This window comes from Photorhabdus stackebrandtii, assembly GCF_011189495.1.
Classification (GTDB): Bacteria; Pseudomonadota; Gammaproteobacteria; order Enterobacterales; family Enterobacteriaceae; genus Photorhabdus; species Photorhabdus khanii.
Genome location: NZ_PUJV01000001.1, coordinates 77,316 through 100,028, shown reverse-complemented (window position 1 = coordinate 100,028; position 22,713 = coordinate 77,316). Strand labels below are relative to the sequence as shown.

The following is a 22,713-nucleotide window of genomic DNA, read 5'->3' as shown; positions in this document are numbered from 1 at the left end:
AATAAAGAGTTGATTATCCGAAAAAACATAAAAGGGTATCTTTACATTATCAAGTTAATTTACTGTCTGAAAACACAATATCCCATGATGATTAAACTTACAAAAACAGACGTTAAAAGTGGTAAAAACAACCGTTAAAAGAGACTGTAATTTAAATAGGTTAATCAGGCAATATATTTTCCAAAAGGAACAGGATTTAATAACGTTTTCAACCGGGAATAAATTTTTTCATAAACCAATTAAATCATCGAAAATAAAAATTTCCATGAAAAACCACGATACCTTAAATATGCCAATTTAAACTTGCTTTACCCTGTTTTAACCCGTCCAGTCGCATTGCTTTTCTACAGTTTGATTTAACGCGACAGATTAGTTCCCATCCGATTACGCACCCTCCCGATCAGAATCCCCAGCAGCGTATAAACCACGCCAAGGATCAGCATCATGGCGATATCGCCCAGTACATTCTGTAATGGCAGCCCCATCTGGTTAACACCTGCAATCGCTTTTGTCGCCCAAGTGGATGGTAAGGCAGAAGAGATTGCCCTCACCCAATCAGGCATCGCCTGTACTGGCCAGATTGTGCCGGAAATATAGAACACAGGCGTTGTGCTAAGGGCGAGCGTCAGATAGATCATTTCCACACTGCGCATGCATTCTGTCACCAGCTTTCCTAATCCGAACACCGCCAGCATAAACAGGAAAGTCAGCATTAATAACAGAGGAATAGACGCTTCCTGCCGGTATCCCAATACCCACGGCCAAAGAACAAAAAATAGAGTGGAGAGGAAAAGCCAGATTGGTAATAACGCCGATAATGCACCTAAATAGACGGGTAATGGTGGTTTACCTTTCGGCGTACTGCGCATCGTAATACTGACCCGCACACAAGATATTAGCAAAGAGTGTTGCAACAACATCACCAACAAACCAGGGAAGGTAATTGCAGCAAAGCTAACTCCTGGGTTGAACAGCCCAACAGTTTCACTACGAATTGGCATCAGTAGTAGCTTTACCTGTTCAGGACTGAAACCATATTTCAAGAGTAATTTGCTGTTATATTCACTCAGCAATTGCCGGTGGGCAGAGGTCAACTCTTGCTGAATTTGCCCATTGGCAAGACGACTCGTTGCATCTCCATAAATCGGGAAGGTGATATTTTTTCCATTAAGGATATTTTTCTCCAGATCCGCCGGTATGATGATGATTGCAAAAATTTCACGTAACAGCAGATCGTGACGAGCATCAGCCAGATTGTCATAGCTGTGGACAGCAATTTTAGCCGTGGAATTAAGCTGACGTATCAGTGCACGACTGGCGAAGCTGTGATCCTGATCGATCACAGCAACAGGCAGATCCCATACTGTTGGCCGGACATATACCAAACTCATCAGACACAGGGAAGCCAGCATCAACATCCACATAGGTTTTTCCAGCATTCCCATTAACACCCGGCGAAAAGTCTGCCAATACATCTGCATTATTCACCACCTTGTGGCAGACTAAGCCGTTTCAATAATCGGTTACGCACCAGCAGGGAGCAAACGACCGGATAAGTCAGTAACGAAGCACAAACAGATAAAATACCCAGTAAAGAAACCTCACGCAGAAAAATATCAAACATCGCATTCAAGGCATGGGTCAAAGGCTCGAGATTAGCAATTATCCTCGCCGGCAATATCATTGATAATTCGGGTACTGACATACCTGAAAAGGTCATCGCGATACTTACCAGTACCCCGATAAGGCTATACGCTGTCAGTGCGCTATTGGTGAAAGTAAACAGCAACAGGCCAATACTTTGAGCAGCAATCACATAGAAGAAACCTACCGCCAGCATATATATTGGATTACCATTCACTTTTGCATCAAATACCCCAATCAGCGCTGCCAACTCCACAATCAACAACAGAGTAAAAAACAGGGTATAAGGCGCCAGTTTTCCCAACAGGGCGAAGGTAAACGGTTTCATTGTCATCAGCGTACTGCCGCGGGCCATACTGTAAATCGTGCAAGTCACAACAAAAAGCTGTAACAAATGGATAGTGGCCGCAAACTGCTGATAATAGATGTAACTACCACTGGCATTGAAAAGACTATCATAAGCGAGTGTGACACTGGCTAACGGAGGTAACTGGCTCCCCATCTCTGTTGCCAATATGGAACGGTATTTCGCATTGACTTGCGCCATTACGCCACTGAAATCCTGAATAGAATAACTCCCGGCGCCATAAAATAATGCGTTGTAATACATACGAACTGTTGGCTGGTACCCCCGGAGAGCATCAGCCTCAAAATCATTCGGGATATAAAGCAGAGAGTAATCCTTAGCGTTGCCAAGCCGTTCAAGAGATTCATGCAATCCGCCATCGTAGGATTTAATATGCGCATGAGAAGCGCCATCCAGATTACGGATCAGACTACGTGACAACGGGCTATGATCATTATCCACTACCGATACCGGCAGATTAAGCAACGTCCCTTCCGAAAAGTTAGCGCTGATGAGCACAAACAGCAGCAAAGGGAATAACCAACTTAGCCAGTGAAAAACTGGACTGCGGATCGTAGCCCGAATCTCTTGACTAAAAGCACGTTCGAACCCACGCCATGCAACCTTGCCCCTCATCAGCAAGTCACCTATTTATCCCAACGCCACAAGGCACTCATACCAGGGCGTAAACCTTCAACCGGCTGTAAGGGGAACAAATGAACTTCAAAGGTTCTCAGGTCAAAATCACCGGTTGCACGAGTCGCGCGTTTGGTTGCGTAATCTCCCATCGGGGCGATATAACGTATTTCTGCTTCGATCTCTTTATCACCCAGTGCAGGAACACGGAGTTTGACTTTATCCCCTTTACGCACTTTCGCCAGAATGTCTTCCCGCAAGTTATAAATAAAATAGGCTTCTGAAACACGAACCAATGTCACCAGCGGGCTGTTGGCATTAAATAATTCACCCACTTCTGCCGGAATCGGCCCAACTTCACCCTCGACTGGCGCTTTAACCTGTAAATCATCCTTCTGGGTTTGTAACTCAATGAGCTGCTGTTCAGCCTGACGCAGAGCCGCCGCATATTTCTGGCGTAGCTCAATCCTGTCACCATGCATACCTTCATCTAACGCGGCTTTCGCTCCCTGCATTTTTTGATAGGAAACATCCCTGCTTCTGCGGGCGTTATCCAGTTCATTGCGTGAAACATAGCCTTTAGACGCGATGTTCTGAATACGGTTATATTCACGTACCGCATTATCATATTCAGCCTGAGCCTGTGCTAAACCCGCTTCCAGATTCCGGATACTTTCTTCACGCGTACCATGCAGAGATTGCTCTAACTGAGCTTTAGCCTGATCACGGATAGCTTCCAATGAAGCGACTTGAGCCAGTAATTCAGGGCTTTCAAGTGTGATCAGGAGCTGACCTGTTTTAACATCATCTCCCCGTTCGACGTGGCGCGCGATCACCCGGCCTTTAGCCTTAGATGCCACAATCACTTCCGGCGCATCAACTTCACCCTGTAACAATAAATATTGGTTATGAGAACGGAATAACACAGCCATTGCTGTGAGCAGGATAACCAGTAAGATCGTAAAAAGTGTTGTTTTTTTCATTATGTCTTACACACTCAAAATTGCTCAACCTGAAACTAATAGCATCTTCGCATTATTTCACGGAAAATTTCTTATATATTTGTACGTATAATCACTGACGGAAAGAATAAGTTTTTATAATAGTGTAGTGGTTTATGATTCTTGTCAAATATTGAACTACTTGAAATAAATTTTTGATAATCTTATTTAGCTATTTCTGTAAACTAGCAACATTCACCATCCTGCCGGAAAAACCATGTACGAATTTAACCTTGTGTTGTTATTACTACAGCAGATGTGCGTCTATTTGGTGATCGCCTGGCTGCTAAGTAAAACACCTCTGTTTATTCCACTGTTACAAGTTACAGTGCGTTTACCTCATAAATTGCTGTGCTATGTCATTTTCTCCATTTTCTGCATTATGGGGACTTATTTTGGTCTGCATATCGGTGATTCCATTGCCAATACCCGTGCTATTGGCGCTGTACTTGGCGGGCTTCTGGGCGGGCCAGGCGTCGGAGCTTTAGTTGGCTTAACAGGGGGACTGCACCGCTATTTTCTGGGAGGGATGACTGCTTTCAGTTGTATGATATCAACCATTGTTGAAGGTTTAATCGGTGGCATTATTCACCGCTATCTGATGAAACGGGGTCAAATAAACCGACTGATTAATCCCTGGACAGCCGCTATCGTCACGTTTTGTGCTGAAATGATACAGATGGGCATTTTACTGCTACTTGCCCGCCCATACAGTGAAGCATTAGCGTTGGTAAAAAATATTGCCTCCCCGATGATTGTCACCAATAGTATTGGTTCAGCCATGTTCATGCGTATCTTACTTGACCGGCGTGCTATATTTGAAAAATACACCAGTGCATTTTCTGCTCAGGCACTGAAAATCGCTGTCTATACCGAAGGTATTTTGCGAAAAGGATTTAATGAAAATAACAGTATGCGGGTAGCAAAAGTTATTTATCAGCAACTGGAAATTGGTGCCGTCGCCATTACAGACAGGGAAAAACTGCTGGCATTTATCGGTATCGGTTCAGATCATCACCTTCCTGGAACACCTATTTCCTCGGAGCACTCCCGCCGGGCAATTGAAAATAATGAAGTGGTTTATGCCGATGGCAATGAAATACCTTACCGTTGCTCAATCAATCCAACTTGCAAACTAGGCTCCACCCTGGTCATTCCACTACGGGGAGAAAATCAGCAAGTTATCGGAGCAATTAAACTTTACGAAGCCAAAAACCGTCTGTTTAGCTCAATCAATCGCACCCTGGGGGAAAGTATTGCCAGCCTGTTATCTGCCCAAATCCTCGCCGGACAATATGAACGTAACAAACAATCACTGCTCCAGTCAGAAATTAAGCTGCTTCACGCGCAAGTGAATCCTCACTTTTTATTTAATGCCTTAAATACCCTGCAAGCAGTGATACGGCGAGACAGTCATCAGGCTGGTCAGTTAGTACAATATCTCTCAACCTTCTTCCGTAAAAACTTGAAACGGTCAGAAGAGATCGTCACTCTGTCTGATGAAATAGAGCATGTGAATGCTTACTTACAAATTGAGAAGGCCCGTTTCCGCGATCACCTGCAAATAACTATTGAACTGCCGGAATCTCTGCTTCACGCCAAACTGCCTGCTTTTTCTCTCCAACCAATAGTAGAAAATGCGATCAAACACGGCACATCACAATTACTGGAAACCGGTAGGATTACCATCCGAGCTCATCAACAGGATCGATTGCTGATACTGGAAGTGGAAGATAATGCGGGTCTTTATAAGTCAGTTTCTATGGGAGATGGACTAGGAATGAGCCTGGTGGATAAACGGCTGCGACTTCGCTATGGTGAAAATTATGGTGTGCAAATAGATTGCCAGCCAGAACAATTTACCCGCGTAATTTTATGTTTACCATTAAATAAAGAGGCTGATAAAACTGTGTGAGCATGAATATATTAATTGTTGATGACGAACCGCTGGCACGGGAAAACCTGCGTTGTTTGCTGGAAGAAGAACGGGATATCCAAATTATTGGCGAATGTGCCAACGCCGTTGAGGCTATTGGGGCCATACATCGCCTGAAACCGGATGTTGTATTTTTGGATATCCAGATGCCACGTATCACCGGGTTAGAAATGGTAGGTATGCTCGATCCAGAGCACCGCCCCTATATCGTTTTCCTGACCGCATTTGATGAATATGCAATACAAGCGTTTGAAGAAAGCGCATTTGATTATTTATTAAAACCACTGGAAAAAAACCGTCTGACCAAAACCTTACAACGATTACGACAAGGGCATCAGAAACAGGATATTTCCATACTGAAAGCAGAAGAGCCGCTGAAATATATCCCATGCACAGGCCACAGCCGGATCTGGCTGGTTCAACAGGATGAGGTTCTTTATGTCACCTCCCGCCCAAGCGGAGTCTATGTTATGTGTACCAATGGGCAGGAAGGATTTACTGAACTGACTCTTCGCACACTGGAAACCCGTACACCACTGATGAGAAATCATCGTCAATATTTGGTCAATATGACCCATCTGCGCGAAATCCTGTTTGGTGATAACGGACAAGCCGAATTGGTTTTACGTAATGGTCAAACTATTCCTGTCAGCCGCCGCTATCTGAAACCGCTGAAAGAGGCATTAGGGCTGAAATAATGCGTGATATTCATCACATCTTCAGCAGGTTAGTAAATTTCGACTCACCGCTTACCTGCTGAATCTAACCACTTAACCCGCCATACAACCACTCACTCAGACACTTCCTGATAGCTTCCTTTAGCTGTGACAAGATAGGAGTAAAAAATTATAGCCCTCAGGAGAAGAGAAATGCAGCACGCTCTCACATTTGTTATTGCGACGTTGTGTATTCTGGTTATCTGCTACCGTTTTTACGGCGTATTCTTCGTTAAGAAAGTATTGAAAGCTGATGACAGTGAAGTGACACCTTCGCATTTACTGGAAGACGGCAAAGATTATGTACCTACGAAAAAATGGGTGAATTTCGGTAGCCACTTCGCGGCAATCGCAGCCGCAGGACCGCTGGTTGGCCCAGTATTAGCCGCTCAATACGGTTATCTGCCCAGTATGTTATGGCTGTTAATCGGCTGTGTTATCGGCGGTGCTGTACACGATACAGTTGTTTTATTCGCCTCAATGAAACATCGTGGTAAATCGCTGTCAGAAGTTGCCAAAGCAGAACTTGGCCCAGTTGCAGGCTGGTGTACCGGCCTTGCAATGTTGTTCATCATCACGATTACCATGGCAGGTCTGTCTATGGTGGTAGTTCACGCATTAGAACGTAACCCCTGGGGAACGTTTGCAGTATTTATGACCATCCCGGTAGCCATCGGTGTCGGCCTGTGGGAACGCTTTACCGGCAATATGCGCGGAGCAACCTGGGTAGGTATTATCACCATTATGGCCTGTGTGCTCATCGGCCCTTATATCCAGGAATCGGCTTTCGGTGAGTGGCTGAGTCTGCGTACATCCACCGTCAGCATGGCACTGCCAATCTATGCATTTTTCGCAACCGCCCTGCCTGTCTGGATGCTGCTGACTCCACGTGGCTATCTCTCCAGCTTTATGAAAATTGGTGTATTCGGTGCGCTGGTTGTGGGTGTGATCTTTATTAACCCAGAGATCCAATTCCCGGCAGTGACTGAATTTATTCATGGTAATGGCCCGGTGCTGGCTGGACCAGTATGGCCGTTTATCTCTATCACTATCGCTTGTGGTGCAATTTCTGGCTTCCACGCATTTATCGGTTCTGGTACGACACCTAAACAGATCGATAAGTGGAGTGATATTTTGCCCGTTGGCTTCGGCGCAATGTTGGCAGAATGCGTTGTTGGCGTAATGGCGCTGATTGCAGCCACTTCCCTATATCCGGCTGACTATTTCGCTATTAACTCCGCCCCGGAAGTCTTCGCCACACTGGGTATGGATGTTGTCCACCTGCCAACACTCAGTCAGGAAATTGGCTTGGATCTGTATGGCCGTACTGGTGGTGCAGTCACCCTGGCAGTGGGTATGGCGGATATCTTCACCCGTATCCCCTGGTTCAGCCAATTGGCATCCTATTTCTTCCAGTTCGTCGTCATGTTCGAAGCGGTGTTTATCCTGACAGCAGTTGATTCTGGTACACGTGTTGCCCGCTACCTGCTGCAAGATTTTCTGGGCGATATCTGGGCGCCTCTGAAACGCCTCGACTGGTTACCGGGTTCGGTCGGTTGCAGTGTCGTTGCCTGTTTATTGTGGGGTTATCTGTTGAATTCCGGTGATATCAATTCAGTTTGGGCACTATTTGGTGTATCCAATCAACTGATGGCATCTATCGGCCTGATGATTGGTGCAACAATTATCCTGCGTTTGTCTGAAAAACGCTGGTATATGCTGACCTGCCTGATCCCACTGGCTTACCTGTATGTTACGGTGAACTACGCTGCCTATTGGATGGTGAAAAATGTCTATTTCAACTCCGCAGCAAAAGGTTTCAACATCTTCAACGGAACTATCTCCATTGTGATGGTTATCCTCGGTGTAGTGATTATGGTTTCTTCTATTATGCAATGGCTGAAACTATGGCGCGCACGCAGTGCAAACAATCCGGTTGAAGTATTGAGTAACTGATTCTTCTTAGTATTAAAGATCAAAGCTGCCTCTTTATGGGGGCAGCTTTTTTGCTATAAAAATGAATGCATATTTAATCCATTATATAAGGGACTCTATACTCCACTTATTTTACATTTACCTAATCTGCCATAATCATTGAAAAGCACGAATACAGAGGTATTAAAGCGCTTTTTCGCCGGTCATTTTACGAAGAAAACCCTAAAAATAACGCAATAAAAAATGGATAAAACGATTAATTTAGCAGGATTTAAGCCCTGAAAAAGGGATTGATTATCCGAAAAAACAGAAAGGAGTACTTTTATCTCATCAAGCTATTTACTTGCTGATTTATAAAGAAAAAATAAAGGGAGGTGACTTATGAAAACTATTCGTATTGCCAGTAAACCTTATCGTAAACGATATGATGGTGATGGAAAAAGGGAAAAAGTCGAAAAACAGAGTTAGTAAAGATAAAAAGCGAGTATTATTAGCGTTCGTTAAAGGTAAAATACGATATCCAATGATGATTAAACTTAACAAAAAGCAAGCGTTAAAAGGGGTAAAAACAACGGTGAAAACTTTATACCAATTAGAACCATGAGTTAAAAAATGACTTTTAATGACAGTTTAAAACCTGCCTATCATAAAACGCAGAGCATTAATGTCAGCGTGTGGGGCTGGTATTTCATTGATATAGTTAAAAATAGTCATCGTCAAAATCACTTTTTTTATGAAAGATGATTATCAGATCATTTTAATAATGTGAAATCTCGCCCGGTATGGTTATCTATATGAAATATGCCAACAACCCCCAACAACTTTTAAAAAAAGTCATTTTCATGAAACATTTGAACAGGTATGAAATGCTATTCCGAGAGTTCATTTATAAAGAAATGAATACGGATCCTGCACATGACATCAACCATATTATGAGGATAGTGCAAACGTCAAAAAGATTATGTCTGCAAGAGAAAGCAAACAGTAAAGTAATCATACCCGTCGCTTCCTACATGATTGTTATACTCTCCCCAAAAATCACCCAGACAGAGGGAGAAATTCACAAATTGCTGCTGATATAGCTATCACATTTCTGGAAAAGATAGGCTACCCCCAGAAATGCCTTTCAGACATTCATCATGCAATTGTAGCCCACAGTTTCAATGCAAATTAGTACCGACAACCTTAGAAGCGAGGATCATCCAGGATGCAGACCGTCTAGACGCACTTGGCGCAATCGGTATCGACCGATGCATTCAGATTGGTATAACATTCAACAATCAGCTGTATTCTGAAATTGATCCATTTTGTGTTGATAGGGCACCAAATGACAAAATGTATACCGTGGATCATTTTTACACCAAATTTTTTCGGCCCCCTGAGACAATGCAAACTACAGCAGGCAAAAGGTAGATTGAAGTGCACTAGCAACAAAAACGGCCCCTGTAAAAAGGAGCCGTTTTATCATTCAAATATCAGTTAATTACTGCGCGTTGCTGTTGTTATAACGACGGCGTGGGGCAGATGAACCATTCTCATCGCTACGACCACGGAAATTGCTACGGTTTTGGCCTTCACCGCGACTTTCACCACCGCGACCTTCTCCACTACGGCGTTCACCGCTGAAACGACGGCCACCACCGTTGAAATTCTCACGATCACGGCGAGGAGCATTGCCATTACTATTACCGTTACGTGGGCCACCACGGCGTTCACGACGTTCAAATGGTTGCGCATCACCCATTAACTGCATATTCATTGGCTTATTCAGAATACGAGTACGGGTAAAATGAGACAATATTTCGCCTGGCATACCTTTTGGCAGCTCAATTGTTGAATGAGTTGCAAACAGTTTGATGTTACCAATATAACGGCTGCTAATATCGCCTTCGTTAGCAATCGCACCAACGATATGACGAACTTCAACACCATCGTCACGACCCACTTCAATACGGTACAGCTCCATGTCACCAACATCACGGCGCTCACGGCGAGGACGATCACCACGTTGTTCACCCCGCTCACCACGATCATCGGAACCATTGCGACGACGATCATCACGCTCGTTGAACTCACGACGAGGACGGCGAACCGGATCGGGTGGCAGAATCAACGGACGCTCACCTTGTGCCATTTTCAACAACGCCGCTGCCAGAGTTTCTATATCCAAATCTTCCGCAGGTTGCAATTTGGACAACAGAGCACGGTACTGCTCCAAATCGCTGCTTTCCAGTTGTTGTTGCACATTGGCTGCGAATTTTTCCAGACGGCGCTGACTCAGCAACTCGGCATTCGGCAGTTCAACTTCAGGGATAGTCAACTTCATTGTACGTTCAACGTTACGTAACAGGCGGCGTTCACGGTTTTCTACAAACAGTAATGCACGTCCCGCACGTCCCGCACGACCTGTACGACCAATACGGTGAACATAAGATTCCGCATCCATTGGAATATCATAGTTAACAACCAAACTGATACGTTCAACATCCAGACCACGCGCTGCAACATCCGTTGCGATCAGAATATCCAAACGACCATCTTTCAGACGTTCCAGTGTCTGCTCACGCAGTGCCTGGTTCATATCACCGTTCAGGGCCGCACTATTGTAACCACTACGCTCCAGTGCTTCTGCCACTTCCAGTGTTGCATTTTTGGTGCGCACGAAAATAATCGCAGCATCAAAATCCTCAGCCTCCAGGAAACGCACTAACGCTTCATTTTTGCGCATACCGTGAACAGACCAGTAGCTCTGGCTGATGTCAGGACGGGTCGTTACACTCGCCTGGATACGCACTTCCTGAGGATCGTTCATGAAACGACGAGTGATGCGGCGGATAGCTTCCGGCATCGTTGCAGAGAACAGCGCAGTTTGGTGCTCCGCGGGGATCTGGCTCATGATATTTTCAACATCTTCGATGAAGCCCATGCGCAGCATTTCGTCTGCTTCATCCAAAACCAAACCGCTCAGGTTAGAAAGATCCAAAGTACCACGCTTCAAGTGATCCAAAAGACGCCCAGGTGTACCTACAACAATTTGTGGGCCTTGGCGCAAAGCACGTAACTGAACGTCATAACGTTGCCCACCATACAGTGCAACAACATTCACGTTACGCATATGTTTAGAAAAATCTGCGCACGCTTCAGCTACCTGTACCGCCAGTTCACGGGTCGGTGCCAGCACAAGGATCTGCGGAGCTTTCAGCTCAGCATTGATGTTATGCAGTAAAGGCAGGCTAAACGCCGCCGTTTTACCACTGCCGGTCTGTGCCATACCCAACACGTCACGACCATTTAGTAAATGGGGAATACATTGTTGCTGGATTGGGGATGGCTTTTCATAGCCAAGATCTTCCAGTGCAGAAAGAATAGGTGCTGATAAACCCAAATCAGCAAAAGAGATTTCAGTCTCAGTGGTCATGTAATGGTGCCTCATTAGTTATGGCGGCCAGTCTACATAACGCATTGAAAAAAATTTCGGTCATTTTCATTTAAAATGTGAACTGGCTCAAAGTATTTAATTAAACGAACAAACAAGCCCTCATCGGTCAAGATGTGGACTCTGCTAATCGATCTCGAATGTTCGTCAGCTATTGCTGGTCCGATTCTGATAGGTCGTCTTGTTCCTGGCCTAACAGCGCCAATTCCAACAATGCATAGCGGTGCTCAACAAAGTTATGTGCATTGTTAGCTACCGTCAGCTTGAATAACGCAGTTGCGCTATCCTTGTCCCCCAGACTTAGGTAGTGTTTACCTAAATAGAAGTCAGTTTCACTGAGATGCTCAGCGAGCGAAGTGTTATCCGTTGCATTCTCTTTCAAGCGACCCATCAATGTATATTCACTGATTTTACCTAAATAGAATTCAACTATATTCCAGCCCCATTGCCCCCGATTCGCTCTTTCGTAGTGTTGCGACAAATTTACCATCGCTCCTTTAGGATAAAATTCTTTTTCCACCAGGTATAACCACAACGAACGGAAGGGATCATTTGGATCGTCTTGATAAAACGCCTGCAGATCATCCTGCGCTAACTTATACCGGCCACCGTAATACAACGCGATGCCGCGGTTCAGACGCGCGTAATTGTAAGTTGGATCAAGCTCTAATACAGAATCAAACGCTTCATAGGCAGCATCAAAATTGCCAGCCTGCGTAAAGTAAATTCCCAGATAATTAAAAATCTCTGGAATATTAGGCCGAATAGACAAGGCAATAGAAAAATCATTCCGTGCCAAGGCTCTCAGCCCGAGACTATCATACAGCACACCCCTCTCATATAAAAGCTGTGCGTACTCATCTTCTGTCAATGATCGACTCGCAAGAATCTGTTCCATACGGGCCAGAATAACTTCCTGCTGCAATGAAGGTTGTAATGGAATAGCAAAGACTTCGTTTTTACGCCAATCCTTGCTGCTGCATCCTGCCAAAATAAGTATTGCTACAGCATAACACCAGCGCAGAAAAAAATTCATTTCCTACTCCCAAAGTCAGACATTGATTAAGAATGCCCTATCACCTATTGCATTTATTGGGCCTCCTGCCCTGAGTCTATTAAACGGCGACTTTTTACAAAGACACCGTTTATGACATCAAATTTATTCTGCTGATTGTAGTGCCGGTGGTGCTTCCTCAACAGCTGTGCCGACTGTCGCTTCTTTGATGCTCAGGCGTACACGGCCCTGGCGATCAATTTCCAATACTTTAACTGATACTTCCTGACCAACCTGCAAATAGTCAGCCACTTTCTCAACGCGCTTATCAGCAATCTGCGAAATATGAACCAAACCTTCTTTACCACCACCGATAGCAACAAATGCACCAAAATCAACGATACGGGTTACCTTACCGACGTAAATACGGCTAACTTCGATCTCCGCAGTAATTTCTTCAATACGACTGATTGCATGTTTTGCTTTTTCGCCATCAGTTGCAGCAATTTTCACTGTGCCATCATCTTCGATCTCAATGGTAGTCCCAGTTTCTTCAGTCAGTGCACGGATAACCGAACCACCTTTACCAATAACATCTTTGATCTTGTCCGGGTTGATCTTGATAGTGTGAATGCGTGGCGCAAATTCAGAAATATCATTACGTGGGCTGTTAATTGCCTGCTCCATCACGTTCAGAATATGCAAACGTGCACCTTTTGCCTGATTCAAAGCAACTTGCATAATTTCACGGGTGATACCTTCAATTTTGATATCCATTTGCAGCGCACTAACACCTTCACAGCTACCCGCTACTTTAAAGTCCATGTCCCCCAGATGATCTTCATCACCCAGAATATCAGACAGAACAACAAAGTTATCACCTTCTTTCACCAGACCCATTGCAATACCTGCAACAGCAGCTTTAATCGGCACACCGGCATCCATCAATGCAAGAGATGCGCCACAAACAGACGCCATTGAAGATGAACCGTTAGATTCTGTAATTTCAGAAACTACACGAACTGTGTATGGGAACTCGTTAGCTTTTGGCATGACTGCCAATACACCACGTTTGGCCAAACGGCCATGACCAATTTCACGACGTTTTGGTGAACCCATCATACCTGTTTCGCCAACAGAATAGGGAGGGAAATTATAGTGCAGCAAGAAGCGATCTGCACGTTCGCCCATCAGCTCATCAATGATCTGTGCATCACGTTCTGTCCCCAGAGTCGCAGTAACCAGAGCCTGAGTTTCACCGCGAGTAAACAATGCAGAACCATGAGTACGGGGCAGAACACCAGTACGTACGTCCAACGCACGAACCATATCTTTTTCACGACCATCAATACGTGGCTCACCACGCAGGACACGACTACGAACAACATGTTTCTCTAAGCTGCCCAGAATTTCATAGATTTCCGCTTCTTCCAAAGTTTCATCCTGTTCCAACAGCGCAGCGGTAACTTCATCTTTAATAGCATCAACCTGAGCATAACGCTCCTGTTTCTCAGTGATACGGTAAGCATCACCCAGACGGCTTTCTGCCAATTCAGCTACACGATTATGCAGCACCTGGTTAACAGGTTCTGGCACCCAATCCCATTTCTGTTTGCCCGCTTCCGCAGCCAACGCATTAATGTTATCAATAACCACTTGTTGTTGATCATGGCCGAACATTACCGCACCCAGCATTTGCTCTTCAGTTAGCAGATCTGCTTCAGATTCCACCATCAAAACAGCGCCGGCAGTACCTGAAACCACCAGATCCAAACGGCTGTTTTTCAGTTCATCACTGGTTGGGTTCAGCACATATTGATCATTAATATAGCCAACGCGGGCAGCGCCAATCGGGCCATTAAATGGAATACCAGACAATGCCAGCGCAGCAGAAGCACCAATCATTGCGACGATATCCGGGTTAATTTGTGGATTGACAGAAACCACAGTCGCGACAATCTGAACCTCGTTCAGGAAACCTTCCGGAAACAGAGGACGCAAAGGGCGATCAATCAAACGGGCTACCAACGTTTCGCCTTCTCCTGGACGGCCTTCACGACGGAAGAAGCTGCCTGGGATACGGCCTGCGGCGTAAGTACGCTCCTGATAGTTAACAGTCAGTGGGAAGAAATCCTGACCTGCTTTTACTTTTTTCTGACCAACAACAGTTACGAATACAGCAGTGTCATCCATATTGACCATGACAGCAGCTGTGGCTTGGCGAGCCATCATACCAGTTTCGATAGTAACAGTATGTTGACCATATTGAAATTTACGAACAATCGGATTCAGCAAAATAATATCCTTTCGTTAACGTTGTCTTTTATATTCAGCAGACAACAATGAATGATCTCTTCATGCCACATCCTCGCGACTAATGACAGGTCTCACTCCTTTAAGCACTCTCATTAGCCGCGCGAACCTCTGTAACCGAAGAGCCTTACCCCAAAATCATCATCAGCATTCTTATGCTGTTACATATGATGACTTCTCAGAAGAAAAGGGGCCATATATGGCCCCTTTCCACTGAAACTTGCTTGATTAGCGACGTAAGCCAAGACGCCCAATCAGCGCAGTGTAACTTGTTACATTCTTACGCTTCAGATAGTCCAACAATTTACGACGCTGGGAAACCATACGCAGCAGACCACGACGGCTATGGTGATCTTTTTTATGCTCTGAAAAATGGCCTTGCAGGTGGTTAATTTGTGCGGTCAGCAGAGCAATCTGCACTTCACTAGAACCACTGTCATTCGCATCACGACCAAATTCAGCAATAATTTGCGCTTTTGCTTCAGTACTTAGAGACATATTACAACTCCAAAAATACATAAATTAAAATTACAGGTGCCGATCTCTAATTCAGCCACCTAACATAATAACTGCGCCATTCTACGCTGCAAATAAGTTAAGCGCAAGATAGCCCCAAATACCCTAATCCCGGTTTTCAACAACCAAACGGCGAGGAGCAACCAGTCCATCATCATTGATAACAGCAATACCAATGAATTTGCGTTCATCACCCTCAGTTACGCGCACCATACTGTCAACCAAAGCCAGAGATTTAGCACTTCGTACCACCTGACCTTGTTTAAAATAAGCCGCAACTACCGGAAGTAAATTAACCGCTGGGAAATGAGCAACTGCACTATCCATTGGTAATAACAACGGATCAATTAATTCGTCCACAGGTATTTCCCGATCTTCAGCCTGCTTTTGCAACTCATATAATTGCTCAAGCGTAACCATTCGATCATTTGGATAATTCGCTACCTGTAAACGACGTAAATAAATAACGTGAGCACCACAACCTAATAATTCGCCTAAATCATCAATAATAGTGCGAATATAAGTTCCTTTCGAACAGTGTATTTCCAATTCCAGTTCATCATCTTCCCAGCGGATAAACTGTAATTCATAGACAGTAATTGGCCGTGCTTCCCGTTCTACTTCAATACCTTGACGGGCATACTCATACAGTGGTTTCCCCTGATGTTTCAGTGCAGAATACATCGAAGGAATTTGCATGGTATCACCACGGAATTTAGCCAAAGCTTCATTAAGCTGAACCTGATCTAACCGAATTGCTCTTTCACTGATGATCTGCCCGTGTGAATCAGATGTGTCAGTACGCTGACCAAGACGGGCTATCACCCGATAACGCTTATCAGAATCAAGTAAGAACTGGGAAAACTTCGTAGCTTCACCAAGACAAACCGGTAGCATACCCGTTGCCAGCGGATCCAACGCGCCAGTGTGACCAGCTTTGTTGGCGTTGAAAATACGTTTTACTTTTTGCAGCGCATCATTAGAAGAAATATCCTGCGGCTTATCCAGTAACAACACGCCATGTATATCACGACCGCGACGACGACGCCCCATTACTTCTCCTCTTTATGATCCACAGAAGCCCGGCGCTGTTCATCATTCTTCACGACATTAGTAACCAGATTGGACATCCGCATCCCCTCTACCAGGGAATTATCATAGGAGAAAGTCAGTTCTGGTACGATACGTAAACGCATTGCTTTACCCAGCAGAGAACGAATAAAACCAGAAGCTTCATTCAATGCCTTGATACCGTTTTTTACCACATCGGAATCATGTTCTTCAGTCAACACATTCAGAAAGGTAACAAATACTTTGGCATAAGCCAAATCACGGGAAACTTCAACGCCAGAAACAGTCGCCATACCGATCCGAGGATCTTTTACTTCTCTCTGTAAAATGATGGCAATCTCTTTTTGCATTTCCTGTGCAACGCGCTGAGTACGGCTGAATTCTCTTGCCATTGTTATATCTCCTGACATTTGGGGGGCATAAGCCCCCCAACAATGAAATTAACCAGCGGTAGGAATTAAGCGATAGAACGTTTAATTTCAATAATTTCAAACACTTCGATCATATCTCCGACACGAACGTCGTTGTAGTTCTTAACACCGATACCACATTCCATACCGTTACGGACTTCGTTAACGTCATCTTTAAAGCGGCGCAGGGATTCCAGTTCACCTTCGTAAATCACCACGTTATCACGCAGTACGCGGATTGGGTTATTACGCTTAATGGTCCCTTCAGTCACCATACAACCTGCAATCGCACCGAATTTCGGTGACTTAAACACATCACGAACTTCTGCAAGGCCCATGATCTGCTGTTTATATTCAGGTGCCAGCATACCACTCATTGCCTGTTTAACTTCATCAATCAGGCTATAGATAACGGAGTAATAACGCAGATCCAGGCTTTCATTTTCAACGACACGGCGTGCAGAAGCATCGGCACGGACGTTGAAACCCAGAATAATTGCATTGGAAGCAGCAGCCAATGTAGCGTCAGTTTCAGTAATACCACCCACCCCAGAGCCGATGATTTTCACTTTCACTTCATTGGTAGACAGTTGTTCCAATGCTTCGCGGATCGCTTCACATGACCCTTGAACGTCAGATTTCAGAACGATATTCAGTTCAGAAACTTCACCTTCTTCCATATTAGCAAACATGTTTTCCAGTTTAGATTTCTGCTGACGAGCCAGTTTGACTTCACGGAATTTACCCTGACGATACAGAGCCACTTCACGGGCTTTCTTCTCGTCACGTACAACCGTTGCTTCATCACCCGCTGCCGGCACGTTGGACAAGCCAAGAATTTCCACTGGAATAGATGGGCCTGCGGAAAACACTTCACGACCCAATTCGTCACGCATCGCACGAACGCGCCCATATTCAAAACCACAAAGCACGATATCGCCTTTGTTCAAAGTGCCTTCCTGAACCAGTACTGTCGCAACCGGACCACGGCCTTTATCTAGGAACGATTCGATAACAACGCCGCTTGCCATACCAGAATAGACAGCATTCAGTTCAAGGACTTCAGCCTGTAGCAAGATTGCGTCCAGTAGTTCATCAATTCCGATACCAGCTTTAGCAGACACATTGATAAACTGAGTTTCACCACCCCACTCTTCAGGCTGAACGCCGTGCTGAGAAAGCTCAGTTTTCACGCGATCCGGATCGGCTTCTGGTTTATCGATTTTGTTAACTGCAACAACCACAGGAACATTCGCTGCTTTTGCGTGCTGGATAGCTTCGATAGTCTGGGGCATTACGCCATCATCGGCAGCAACAACCAGAACCACGATGTCAGTAGCTTTCGCCCCACGCGCACGCATTGAAGTAAATGCAGCGTGTCCTGGAGTATCCAGGAAGGTAATCATGCCACTTTCAGTTTCAACATGGTAAGCACCGATATGCTGGGTAATACCACCCGCCTCACCAGAAGCCACCTTAGTAGAACGAATGTAATCCAGCAGAGAAGTTTTACCGTGGTCAACGTGACCCATGATAGTAACAACCGGCGCACGAGATTCGGCTACAGCTTCACCGGTATCGCGGTCACTCATCAGCGCTTCTTCCAGTTCGTTCTCACGACGCAGGATGACTTTATGACCCATTTCTTCAGCAACCAGCTGTGCAGTTTCCTGATCAATCACCTGGTTGATGGTTGCCATTGCCCCCATTTTCATCATGGCCTTAATGACTTGGGAGCCTTTAACCGCCATCTTATTAGCCAGCTCAGCAACAGTAATAGTTTCACCAATTACAACATCACGGTTAACTGCGGCTACAGGCTTATTGAAGCTCTGTTGCAATGTACTGGTTTTACGTTGTTTACCTTTTGTACGGCCAACTGCACGGGCTTCTTCACGATCCGCTTTGGATTCAGAATGTTTATTATTTTTCTTCTGACGAGTAGTTTTACCACTGCGGCTACGAGCACGGCGATCACCTTCAACTTTAGCATCATTTTCGTCTTCCGCAGCACGGGCGTGGCGAGAGGTAGTGACATGATAATCTTCATTATTATCGCTGGAATCTGAATCATTTGACCATTTATCCTGATTCTCCTCAGCCATACGGCGAGCCTCTTCAGCAACGCGTTTAGCTTCCTCTTCTACCTTACGGCACATTTCTTCTTCGGCTTTGCGCTTAAGATCAGCAGCTTCTGCTTCTCGACGCGCTTTCTCATTTTGAGCTGGTTTTTGTTTATGTTCGGTATGTTGATTGGTCACTTTTTCATTTTCCGCTGCCTGGCGCTTAGCTTTTTCAGCTGCCTCACGTTTGGCTATTTCTTCTGCCTCACGTTTAGCCTGCTCTTCAGCGAGTTTCTTCGCTGCTGCTTCGGCTTCGCGTTGCGTTTTTTCTTCTGCTTCGCGCCGTGCTTGCTCTTCCGCTTCACGCTTCGCCTGTTCTTCCGCTTTAACCTGTTCAACGGCATCGCGGTTTACATATGTGCGCTTTTTGCGGACCTCGACGGCTACCGGTTTGCTTTTTCCATCGGTGCCTGAAACACTCAATGTACTACGTGTTTTACGCTGTAATGTTAATTTATCTGGTTTACCAGCTGAACCGCCTTGTTCACGGTTCAAATGCGCCAGTAAAGCTTCTTTTTCTTTCTGGGAGACAAAATCAGCTTCGGTTTTTTTAATCCCTGCATCAGCAAATTGCTGTACCAGGCGATCAACCGAAGTCTGGATCTCTTCTGCCAGTGATTTTACGGTTACATCTGTCATGCTGTTCCTTCCTGCTACAGTTTATTACGCATCATCACCAAACCAACAGATATTGCGAGCCGCCATGATGAACTCTCCTGCTTGCTCATCACTCAAACCTTCAATATCCGATAGGTCGTCGATACCCTGCTCGGCAAGATCTTCCAGCGTACAGATGCCACGGGCAGCCAGGTCAAATGCCAGAGTGCGGTTCATACCAGTCAGATTTAACAACTCTTCAGTTGGTTGCTTATCACTGAGACTCTCTTTCTGAGCCAGTTCCAAAGTAGTTAAAGCAGCTTTTGCACGTTCACGCAGGACTTCGATAGTTTCCTCATCAAGGCCGTCAATTTCCAGCAGCTCCTTAATTGGCACATAAGCCAGTTCTTCCAGAGTTGAGAAACCTTCTTCGACCAGAACAGTAGCGAACCCTTCATCAATATCGAGATGCTTAGTGAATGTATCAATAGAAGCGTGAGCTTCCGCCTGATGTTTTGCTTGCAGCTCCTCAGCAGTCATGACATTTAATTCCCATTTGTCATCACCACGGTGTTTTTTCAGCAACTGCGCAGCCAGACGAACATTTTGACCATTACGGCCGATAGCCTGAGCCAAGTTGTTGCTTTCAACGGCAACATCCATCGTGCATTTGTCTTCGTCAACAACAATGGATGCAACATCAGCCGGAGCCATAGCATTAATTACGAATTGAGCTGGGTTATCATCCCACAATACGATATCAATTCGTTCACCGCCCAGTTCACTGGAAACGGCCTGTACTCGCGCGCCACGCATACCAACACAAGCACCAACCGGATCGATACGCTTATCATTAGTTTTTACTGCGATTTTAGCGCGGGACCCCGGATCACGGGCAGCAGCTTTAATCTCGATAAGCTCCTCACCAATTTCCGGAACCTCAATACGGAACAGTTCAACCAGCATTTCCGGACGGGAACGGCTGACAAACAGTTGCGCACCTCGTGCTTCAGGGCGGACATCATACAGTACACCACGCACGCGGTCACCTGGGCGGAAATTTTCCCTCGGTAACATGTCTTCGCGAAGGATAACTGCTTCAGCATTATTGCCCAGATCAAGAGTGATATTTTCACGATTTACTTTTTTAACAACACTGGTGATGATCTCACCTTGTTGTTCGCGAAACTGGTCAACAACCATGGCGCGTTCAGCTTCACGTACTTTCTGTACGATAACCTGTTTAGCAGTCTGCGTTGTAATCCGGTCAAATGTGACTGATTCAATTTGATCTTCGGTATAACCACCCAAATCAATTTCAGGCTCTTCGAATCTCGCCGCTTCCAACGTAATTTCACGAGTCGGCTGAGTCACTTCTTCAACAACTAACCAACGGCGAAAGGTGTCAAAATCGCCAGATTTACGATCTATACTGACACGGACATCAATATCTTGTTCATATTTTTTCTTGGTGGCTGTGGCCAGTGCTGTTTCCAGCGCCTCGAAGATTTTTTCGCGTGGAAGGGATTTTTCATTAGAAACCGCTTCCACAACAGCCAGAATTTCTTTATTCATCCTAGTTGCCTCATCCGAACTTTAAAAGTGGGGTACCAGGTTCGCTTTCTGGATGTTGCTCAGTGCGAACACTTCATCTTTTCCATCCACCGTAACCGTAATCATTTCGCCGTCGACAGTTTTAATAATGCCCAGCCATTTCCGACGGTTTTGCATTGCCATACGTAAAACCAGACTGATTTCTTCACCAATAAAACGCTGGTAATGTTCAGCAGTGAACAATGGACGTTCTAGGCCTGGTGAAGAAATTTCCAGGTTATAAAGTACCGAGATAGGATCTTCGACATCCAATACCGCACTGACCTGGTGGCTAACATCAGCACAATCATCAACAGTGATACCATTCTCACTATCAATATAGATCCGCAGTGTAGAAACACGTGCACGAATAAACTCCAGGCCGACTAATTCAAAACCCAAAGCTTCAACTGGTACTGAAATCATCGCTGTTAATTTTTGTTCTAATGTGGACAAACCCACCCCCAAGACATAAAAAAAGGGCTCATTAGCCCAGTAGTTCTGTTGTCAAATAACAAAAAACCCCGAAATTCGGGGCTTTATGCAACTGGACCCTATTTGCTGCCAGTGACTTAAACCACTCACTTCGCGCACCTTTCAAATCAGGATCAATATGTTAAATATTGCTGAATTATTTCATTCGAAAAAGGTACATCTTATTAAGAAGTGGTTGCGGGAGCCGGATTTGAACCGACGACCTTCGGGTTATGAGCCCGACGAGCTACCATGCTGCTCCATCCCGCGTTCGAAAACGTGGCAAATATTACGCTGATAACTGCCAAAACGCAAGCTATCTGAATTCAATGGTACCGAGGACGGGACTTGAACCCGTAAGCCCTAGTGTGGGCACTACCACCTCAAGGTAGCGTGTCTACCAATTTCACCACCTCGGCACAGATATGAGGCTATTCATTAACCAACAACCTCATCTCAATTCTTTCTTGTGACGATTATTGCGGAATGTCACTATTCGGTGCTACTGGCACTGTCGGAATTTCTGTAGACTTCTCAACTTTAGCCGGTTCACCAATATTCTCCCACTTACTGCCTATACCCATTTGGCTACTAGTCATGTTCCCAAGCACCAAACTAATAATAAAAAACAGAGTGGCAAAAAGCGCAGTCATACGGGTCATAAAATTACCAGAACCCGATGAGCCAAACAGTGTTGCAGACGCACCCGCACCAAAGGAAGCACCCATATCAGCACCTTTACCCTGCTGTAGCATAACCAAGGCAATCAGCCCGATAGCAACCAGCAAGAAAACAACTAAAAGAGCTTCATACATATGTTGTACCTGTATCCTCGTGGGGTTTACCACGATTTACGTGGTTACCTTATACCGCATCACCCACCCAAACAGATTAATCGCCTGTTGAGTGGGTGTGAATACTAACCAAACAACATCTGATACGCAAGGTTAATTTCAATAATCAGAATCACTT

The 22,713-nt window shown here is 45.1% G+C and carries 17 protein-coding genes and 2 tRNA genes; 3 read left to right on the top strand and 16 right to left on the bottom strand.

The features are described 5' to 3' along the window. Positions 1-356: 356 nt before the first annotated feature. The 3 genes from C5470_RS00465 to C5470_RS00455 are packed head-to-tail and all read right to left on the bottom strand — an operon-like array spanning position 357 to position 3,609. Positions 357-1,481, bottom strand: a complete 1,125-nt coding sequence (locus tag C5470_RS00465; protein ID WP_166285112.1) for an ABC transporter permease — start codon at positions 1,479-1,481, stop codon at positions 357-359. Beyond that, entirely contained in the window at positions 1,481-2,626 is a 1,146-nt protein-coding gene (locus tag C5470_RS00460; RefSeq protein WP_166285111.1) for an ABC transporter permease, read from the bottom strand. The genes C5470_RS00465 and C5470_RS00460 overlap by 1 nt, the downstream gene beginning before the upstream one ends. Positions 2,627-2,637: 11 nt before the next feature. Then, positions 2,638-3,609, bottom strand: coding sequence for an HlyD family secretion protein (locus C5470_RS00455; protein WP_166285110.1), 972 nt, complete (start codon positions 3,607-3,609; stop codon positions 2,638-2,640). A 235-nt stretch (positions 3,610-3,844) separates the two neighbouring features. Between C5470_RS00455 and C5470_RS00450 the strand changes: the two genes are divergently transcribed. From C5470_RS00450 to C5470_RS00440, 3 genes are all read left to right on the top strand, one after another. Then, positions 3,845-5,542 carry a sensor histidine kinase gene (locus tag C5470_RS00450; RefSeq protein ID WP_166285109.1) on the top strand — a complete coding sequence of 566 codons (1,698 nt, stop codon included), beginning with the start codon at positions 3,845-3,847 and terminating at the stop codon, positions 5,540-5,542. Between the two features lie 2 nt (positions 5,543-5,544). Next, the gene (btsR, locus tag C5470_RS00445; protein WP_152963399.1) at positions 5,545-6,261 is read left to right on the top strand and encodes a two-component system response regulator BtsR; all 717 of its coding nucleotides are present in this window, start codon (positions 5,545-5,547) and stop codon (positions 6,259-6,261) included. 171 nt (positions 6,262-6,432) lie between these two features. Then, positions 6,433-8,235 (top strand): carbon starvation CstA family protein, encoded by a 1,803-nt coding sequence (locus C5470_RS00440; RefSeq protein ID WP_166285108.1) that lies wholly within the window; start codon positions 6,433-6,435, stop codon positions 8,233-8,235. 1,462 nt (positions 8,236-9,697) lie between these two features. Here the strand turns inward: C5470_RS00440 and C5470_RS00435 are convergent. The 13 genes from C5470_RS00435 to secG all read right to left on the bottom strand — a co-directional run bounded on the left by C5470_RS00435 (position 9,698) and on the right by secG (position 22,556). Continuing rightward, positions 9,698-11,632, bottom strand: a complete 1,935-nt coding sequence (locus C5470_RS00435) for a DEAD/DEAH family ATP-dependent RNA helicase (protein WP_166285107.1) — start codon at positions 11,630-11,632, stop codon at positions 9,698-9,700. Then, positions 11,622-11,696: a protein YrbN gene (gene yrbN / locus C5470_RS23505; RefSeq protein WP_350305794.1), complete on the bottom strand. Its 75-nt coding sequence runs from the start codon at positions 11,694-11,696 to the stop codon at positions 11,622-11,624. The genes C5470_RS00435 and yrbN overlap by 11 nt, the downstream gene beginning before the upstream one ends. Before the next feature lie 105 nt (positions 11,697-11,801). Beyond that, positions 11,802-12,686 carry a lipoprotein NlpI gene (gene nlpI, locus C5470_RS00425; RefSeq protein ID WP_166285106.1) on the bottom strand — a complete coding sequence of 295 codons (885 nt, stop codon included), beginning with the start codon at positions 12,684-12,686 and terminating at the stop codon, positions 11,802-11,804. A 123-nt stretch (positions 12,687-12,809) separates the two neighbouring features. Further along, the gene (gene pnp / locus C5470_RS00420) at positions 12,810-14,939 is read right to left on the bottom strand and encodes a polyribonucleotide nucleotidyltransferase (protein ID WP_166285105.1); all 2,130 of its coding nucleotides are present in this window, start codon (positions 14,937-14,939) and stop codon (positions 12,810-12,812) included. Positions 14,940-15,185: 246 nt separating this feature from the next. Beyond that, the gene (rpsO, locus tag C5470_RS00415) at positions 15,186-15,455 is read right to left on the bottom strand and encodes a 30S ribosomal protein S15 (protein ID WP_015836102.1); all 270 of its coding nucleotides are present in this window, start codon (positions 15,453-15,455) and stop codon (positions 15,186-15,188) included. A gap of 123 nt (positions 15,456-15,578) precedes the next feature. Then, entirely contained in the window at positions 15,579-16,526 is a 948-nt protein-coding gene (truB, locus tag C5470_RS00410; protein ID WP_166285103.1) for a tRNA pseudouridine(55) synthase TruB, read from the bottom strand. Next, positions 16,526-16,936 (bottom strand): 30S ribosome-binding factor RbfA, encoded by a 411-nt coding sequence (rbfA, locus tag C5470_RS00405; RefSeq protein ID WP_166285101.1) that lies wholly within the window; start codon positions 16,934-16,936, stop codon positions 16,526-16,528. The genes truB and rbfA overlap by 1 nt, the downstream gene beginning before the upstream one ends. A 65-nt stretch (positions 16,937-17,001) precedes the next feature. Next, entirely contained in the window at positions 17,002-19,716 is a 2,715-nt protein-coding gene (infB, locus tag C5470_RS00400; RefSeq protein WP_166285099.1) for a translation initiation factor IF-2, read from the bottom strand. 24 nt (positions 19,717-19,740) lie between these two features. Next, a complete protein-coding gene (gene nusA, locus C5470_RS00395; protein WP_036844076.1) occupies positions 19,741-21,249 on the bottom strand; it encodes a transcription termination factor NusA in 1,509 nt (502 codons plus the stop codon). Positions 21,250-21,270: 21 nt separating this feature from the next. Next, entirely contained in the window at positions 21,271-21,723 is a 453-nt protein-coding gene (gene rimP / locus C5470_RS00390) for a ribosome maturation factor RimP (RefSeq protein ID WP_166285097.1), read from the bottom strand. 211 nt (positions 21,724-21,934) lie between these two features. Then, a tRNA-Met gene (locus C5470_RS00385) sits at positions 21,935-22,011 on the bottom strand. A gap of 60 nt (positions 22,012-22,071) precedes the next feature. Then, positions 22,072-22,160: transfer RNA gene (locus C5470_RS00380), tRNA-Leu, on the bottom strand. 57 nt (positions 22,161-22,217) lie between these two features. Further along, a complete protein-coding gene (secG, locus tag C5470_RS00375; protein ID WP_166285095.1) occupies positions 22,218-22,556 on the bottom strand; it encodes a preprotein translocase subunit SecG in 339 nt (112 codons plus the stop codon). Between the last annotated feature and the right edge of the window lie 157 nt (positions 22,557-22,713).

Excerpts from the sequence above, each read along its gene's own strand:
- C5470_RS00465 (WP_166285112.1), bottom strand. The coding sequence starts at position 1,481 with ATGCAGATGTATTGGCAGACTTTTCGCCGGGTGTTAATGGGAATGCTG.
- C5470_RS00460 (WP_166285111.1), bottom strand. The coding sequence starts at position 2,626 with ATGAGGGGCAAGGTTGCATGGCGTGGGTTCGAACGTGCTTTTAGTCAA.
- C5470_RS00455 (WP_166285110.1), bottom strand. The coding sequence starts at position 3,609 with ATGAAAAAAACAACACTTTTTACGATCTTACTGGTTATCCTGCTCACA.
- C5470_RS00450 (WP_166285109.1), top strand. The coding sequence starts at position 3,845 with ATGTACGAATTTAACCTTGTGTTGTTATTACTACAGCAGATGTGCGTC.
- btsR (WP_152963399.1), top strand. The coding sequence starts at position 5,545 with ATGAATATATTAATTGTTGATGACGAACCGCTGGCACGGGAAAACCTG.
- C5470_RS00440 (WP_166285108.1), top strand. The coding sequence starts at position 6,433 with ATGCAGCACGCTCTCACATTTGTTATTGCGACGTTGTGTATTCTGGTT.
- C5470_RS00435 (WP_166285107.1), bottom strand. The coding sequence starts at position 11,632 with ATGACCACTGAGACTGAAATCTCTTTTGCTGATTTGGGTTTATCAGCA.
- nlpI (WP_166285106.1), bottom strand. The coding sequence starts at position 12,686 with ATGAATTTTTTTCTGCGCTGGTGTTATGCTGTAGCAATACTTATTTTG.
- rpsO (WP_015836102.1), bottom strand. The coding sequence starts at position 15,455 with ATGTCTCTAAGTACTGAAGCAAAAGCGCAAATTATTGCTGAATTTGGT.
- truB (WP_166285103.1), bottom strand. The coding sequence starts at position 16,526 with ATGGGGCGTCGTCGTCGCGGTCGTGATATACATGGCGTGTTGTTACTG.
- rbfA (WP_166285101.1), bottom strand. The coding sequence starts at position 16,936 with ATGGCAAGAGAATTCAGCCGTACTCAGCGCGTTGCACAGGAAATGCAA.
- infB (WP_166285099.1), bottom strand. The coding sequence starts at position 19,716 with ATGACAGATGTAACCGTAAAATCACTGGCAGAAGAGATCCAGACTTCG.
- nusA (WP_036844076.1), bottom strand. The coding sequence starts at position 21,249 with ATGAATAAAGAAATTCTGGCTGTTGTGGAAGCGGTTTCTAATGAAAAA.
- secG (WP_166285095.1), bottom strand. The coding sequence starts at position 22,556 with ATGTATGAAGCTCTTTTAGTTGTTTTCTTGCTGGTTGCTATCGGGCTG.